This window comes from uncultured Nevskia sp. (assembly GCF_903885465.1).
Taxonomy (GTDB): domain Bacteria; phylum Pseudomonadota; class Gammaproteobacteria; order Nevskiales; family Nevskiaceae; genus Nevskia.
Map to the genome: position 1 here is coordinate 1 of NZ_CAISIQ010000310.1, position 4,986 is coordinate 4,986.

The following is a 4,986-nucleotide window of genomic DNA, read 5'->3' on the forward strand; positions in this document are numbered from 1 at the left end:
GCGATGCCGCTGGCCAGCATCCAGCCCGGCGCTTCGGAATCGGTGCCGGGCACGAAGCCGGCGGTGTCGAACAGGCTGCGGCTGCCGCCACCAGGCAGTGGCAGCCGGTACAGGTCCTCGTAGCGCTGCAGCTGATAGCGACGGGTTTCGGCTTTCGCCAGCGGCGTGGCTGCAGATTGCACGCGGCGCAGTTCACCGTTGCTGCTGGCCAGCAGCAGGCGCGGGCTCTCCGGCGCCAGACCGTCCTGCGGCAGGAACGGCGGCTGGCCGTCGACGGCCGCCTGCCGCTGCAGACGGGTCTGCACCGGGAACCAGAAGTGCTCGCTGCCGGATGCGCGCAGCGAGTCGTAGGCCAGCGGCTTGAGGAATTCGTCCAGGGTCACGCGCCAGATCAGGCCGTCGATCGGTGCTGCGTCCTTGGCGACGCTGGTACCGGCGGGCCGCTTGAACCAGAGGAAGTAATCGACCTGGATCAGGCTCATCTGGCCGAAGCGGACGAAGCCGATCTGGTAGTTCACCGTCGGCTTGCTGGTGTCGACGGTGAGGCCGGATGCGGTCCAGGTCGGTGCGCCCAGCAGGCCGGCCTTGCCATCGGCAGCGCCGGCCAGCTGCGGTGCATAGGCTTCGGCAACTGCACGCCAGGCGGAATCGACCAGGCCGGGCAGGCCCAGTTCGTCCGGCGAGGTGTCGTAGATGTGCTTCGGCACCAGGCTCAGATCTTCAACGGCTTCGACCTGCCAGAGCACCTGCGGACTGTTGCCGATCAAGGCCTCGGCCGGCTGGGCGAATTCGGCGCGGACGGCCTTTTCGAACCGGCCGATCTTCGAACGCAGCAGCGGCGTGCTGAGCGGATAAAGGCCCAGCAATTGGGTCTTGGTCGAATAGTCGTCCGGTACCGATGCGCTCTCGCGGACCAGTTCGAAGTTCGAAGGAATCTCCATCTCCAGCCCGGCCAGCCCCTGGCTGCAGACCAGAAAATCGAAGCGCAGGATCGCTGCTTCCTGCGAGGTCATGCCCAGGTTCTCGTATTCGAACTCGCGCGCTTCCTGGTCGAACTCGCGCATCCGGCGCACCCAGCCGGCGGCTTCGTCGAAGGTACCGAGCTGATCGCGATAGGAAGCCATCAGGCGATCGGTACGCAGGTAGGGAAAGCCCGGCACTCGATGGAATGCCGGATTGCGGACGCCGGCCGCGTCGATCCTGGCATCCATCTCCGCGTACTTCTGGCGGCAGCCGCTGATGTTCTTGAACAAGCCGACCAGTTGATCCGGCGGAATCTCCACCGGCTTCTTCTCTTCCTTGCAACCGCCAGCGAGGGTCGTGAGGCTGAAGCAGATCAGCAGCAGGGCGCGGCGGTGCAGGTTGATTCGCATGGTTGGCGATCTCGGTTCATTCGGGCGTGTATGGCATCCAGTACGTAGGAATACCAATCCGGGATGAGTTTTGAAGTGCCTTTTGGGGGCACTTTAAGCATTCAGGGGCTAGCCCTCGATCAGGGCTTCTTGACTGCGGCGGGCGCCGGCACCAAACGCCATTCCAGTGTGGTTTTCGCAGTGCCGCTCCACAGACCCAGCCAGATCGAAACGCCATTCAGCGAGATGCTCAGCGGCAGATCCGCGCTGGCCTTGCCGCTGAGCGGCGCCTGACGCAGCGTGGCGTCGACCCATTCCATGACCGCGCCCGGCATCGGCTGTGATTCGGTGGTCTTCTGGGTCCGGCCGCGCTCGGTGTATTCGGTGACGCCAACCGTCGACGGGAAGAACACGTTCTCCACGCGCATGCCGCGCTTCGGGTCCAGGGTGTCGATGACGATCAGGTAATGGCTGCACAGACTCAGGCCATCGCTGATGCGATCGACCGTATCGGCCGAGCGGCGCTCGGAGAAGTCGACGAACTTGTCGACGTCCTTGTTCCAGCGCTTGCCGTCGATGGCCATCGTCAGCTGGATATGCGAATGCGAAGGGCAGTCCTTGAAGGGTTCCAGATACAGATACTGGCCGTCGATGTTTTCGTCTTCCTCCAGCGCTTCCGGATATTCAAGCGCTGCGTAGACGGCGGCATATTCGAGATTCAGGGCGCCGGTGCAGGTGGCCACGCCGTTGCACTTCTGGATGTCGACCTGGAAGCGGCGATCCATTGCCAGCTTTTCTTCGGGCGTGGTCGGCAGCACCAGCTTGCCGCCGCGCGCTTCGATGGCCTGCTTGGCCCGGCGGGCGAGATGGATGACCTTGGCTTCCAGCCGGGTATTGAGATCAGCATCGAGCAGATCGCGAACTTCCAGCACGCCATCGGAGTGCAGGGTGGTCACCACTTCCCAGCGCTGCTGGGTGGTGGCTTTGGAGAACTGCTCGCCCGGATGTTTGGGATCGTTCTTGGTCCAATCCTGCACGGCATCGATGGTGACCGTTGCTTCGAAGCGGTAGTCGACGGGCACAGGCGGTTTCGGCTTCGCGGCAGGCGGCACCGCAGCGGGCTTGGTTGGAGCCTGGGCCTGGGCCTGAGTGGGTGCTTTAGTGGGCGCTCGCGCCGGGGCTGGCGCTGCAGGGGCAGCCGCCAGTGCCGCACCTGCAAACAGCGGCAGGATCGCGAGGAGCAGCAAAGGTTGGCGCTTGTTCATCGGTTCAACTCCTGGCGCCTGCGCGCGATTTGCCGAAACGTCTACCGTACGAGATTCCGACATTGAAGCACTTGAAGTCGATATCGGCCTCGCCGCCGCCGAAGGCGTCCGGAATCGAGTCCTTGCCGCGTACCGTGTTGTGTTCTGTGGTCGCCATCACGAAGCTGACTTCCGAGTTGCTCGTCAGTCCGAGTGTCCCGCCGACGCCAAGGTTCCATTGCGGCGTTGCGGGAGCCAGGCCGTTGAACAGGGTCTGCGAGCGCGGTAGCAGGCTGGTTGCGTAGCTGACGCCGGCGCGCAGGGTCACCTGCGGCGTCGCCAGGTATTGGAAGCCGAACTTGTAGACGTTCTGGTCGCGCCAGCCGAAGCCGGGGCCATCCTTGGCGCCGAGCGGCACGCCGGCGAACAGCAGATCGATGGTGTTGCCGAAGCCGTTGCTGCCCGAATAGTCGTAATGCTGGTACTCGACGGCGAGGCGCCAGCTTTCCGAAGGCCGGGCTTCGAGGGCGCCGCCGAAGATCGCCGGCAATTCCAGCCGTCCGCCGTCGGGCAGCAGGCCGCGGTACTGCTCGATGCGCTGCTGCCAGGCCTTGGAGCGATACGACAGTCCGCCGCTGAGCCAGGGCGTGATGGTGCCGGTCCAGCCCGCCGTGAAGCTGATGCCGAAGCCGCCATGCTGGCCCTGGTTGCCGACGAAATCAGGTGCCACGGACATCGACGCGAACGGCGCCGTGCCTTCGGTGGAGATTTACTGGTGTTGCAGGTTGGCCGACAGGCCGATCGACTGGCCAGGAAGGATCTCGTGCGCCAGCGCCAGCGAGATGCCGGCGACCTTCAGCGTGTTCAGCGCCGTTGCCGAACGCGCTGCCACATCCGCACCCTGGCCCTGCGCAAAGCGCGCATAGGGGCTGCGCGGCTAGTCCGGACCGATGCCGGCGGCGAACGCGGCTGCGCCGAACGCCCAGTGCTCTGCAATCGGCACGGTGAGGCCGAGCTGCGGAATCGGGAACAGGGATTTGCCCGAAGAATCGTAGTACTCGTCCGGCCCCGCCGCGTTGCCGCGGATCCGGGTGCCGCCGCTGACGATCAGCAGATCATTGCCGAGATCGAAGCGGCTGCCCTGGCTGATCGCCAGCGCTGGGTTGGCGCTGAGCACCGTCGATTCATCGACGCCGACATAGCTGACGCCGCCCATGCCCATCGCCTTGACGCCATTGCCCTGCTCGTAGATACCCAGCGAAGCCTGGGCGCAGAAGCTGGCCAGCAGACCGGCAAGCCCGACTGCAGTTGAACGTTCGGTATTTGTCACTAACACGAATCCGTGTGGTGAAACGACGCCGGCACTGCCCAGAGGCGAGAAGCCGTGAGCCCGGAAAGATCTCGCTGAAATGCTCTGCTTGCAGGGAAGTGCCCCAAGCGCATCAGGGCATTTTTGCCGAATGACTTTCGTCAGTGAACTTGTCGTAGAAGATGGCATCGAGCTTCATGCCGGCTTCGGTCATGGAAGACATGCCGGCGTCGATCATGCCGGGAGGGCCGCACATGTAGCCTTCGGCAGTGGACCAATCGATATCGGGCAAGGCATCGGTGATGAACTGCGTGACCAGACCACGAGCACCGGTCCAGGAGCTGTCGGCTGGCTCATGCGAGAGCACCGGCAGGAACACGAACTTGCCATTCCAGTTCTGAGAGATCTGCTGGATCTGCTCCAGACCATAGAGATCCGCCTGCGTCCGCGCCCCGAACAGGAAAGCACAAGGCCGCTGGACACGATCCTTGCGACCGGCTTCGAGCACCGACAGCAACGGCGCCAAGCCTGAACCACCGGCGATGCAGACCATCGGCGCCGTACCCGGATGGAGATGGAAATTGCCGTGCGGGCCTTCCACATCAAAGGTCATGTCATTCAGTTCACCCTTGAACAAGGCTTCGGTGAACATGCCGTTCGGCACCTTGCGGATGAAGAAGCTGATCTGCTGGCGGCCATCCCGATCCGGCGCATCGGCAAACGAATAGTTTCGAGCGCGCTGGATATTCGGGTACTTCAGATTCGCGTATTGCCCAGCCACGAACTTGATCGGTCGATCCAGAGCAAGGGTGATCTTGACGATGTCGTGAGTCAGCGTCTCGGTGGCCGAGATCTTGCCGGTGAACGACTCCACTGCCGGCGCATCCAGCGCCTGACTCTCGACTTCCACCTGAGTCAGCGCATCCTTCGGGATGGCCTGACAGGCGAGGATGAAACCGGCGGCGATTTCCTGCTGCGACAGCGTGTAGCCGAAGTCGGTCAGCGCCGAGACGCGTCCGGACTTGAGCTTGCACTTGCAGGAGCCACAGGTGCCGACCGTGCAGTTGTGCGGAAACGGCAC

6 protein-coding genes are annotated in these 4,986 nt (G+C 63.7%); all 6 read right to left on the reverse strand.

Features of this window, described 5'->3' with window-relative positions; all coding sequences use genetic code 11:
* Positions 1 to 1,373, reverse strand: a 1,373-nt coding sequence (locus tag QZY06_RS12085) for a hypothetical protein (RefSeq protein WP_295684626.1), incomplete at its 3' end; no start/stop codon positions are given.
* A 119-nt stretch (positions 1,374 to 1,492) separates the two neighbouring features.
* Positions 1,493 to 2,617 (reverse strand): hypothetical protein, encoded by a 1,125-nt coding sequence (locus tag QZY06_RS12090; protein ID WP_295684629.1) that lies wholly within the window; start codon positions 2,615 to 2,617, stop codon positions 1,493 to 1,495.
* Between the two features lie 4 nt (positions 2,618 to 2,621).
* Positions 2,622 to 3,332: an OmpP1/FadL family transporter gene (locus QZY06_RS12095; RefSeq protein ID WP_295684632.1), complete on the reverse strand. Its 711-nt coding sequence runs from the start codon at positions 3,330 to 3,332 to the stop codon at positions 2,622 to 2,624.
* 33 nt (positions 3,333 to 3,365) lie between these two features.
* The gene (locus tag QZY06_RS12100; RefSeq protein ID WP_295684635.1) at positions 3,366 to 3,488 is read right to left on the reverse strand and encodes a hypothetical protein; all 123 of its coding nucleotides are present in this window, start codon (positions 3,486 to 3,488) and stop codon (positions 3,366 to 3,368) included.
* 45 nt (positions 3,489 to 3,533) lie between these two features.
* On the reverse strand, positions 3,534 to 3,926 hold the full coding sequence (locus QZY06_RS12105) for a hypothetical protein (RefSeq protein WP_295684638.1): 393 nt from the start codon (positions 3,924 to 3,926) through the stop codon (positions 3,534 to 3,536).
* Positions 3,927 to 4,038: 112 nt separating this feature from the next.
* On the reverse strand, positions 4,039 to 4,986 hold a 948-nt coding region (locus QZY06_RS12110; RefSeq protein ID WP_295684640.1), incomplete at its 5' end, for a 2Fe-2S iron-sulfur cluster binding domain-containing protein.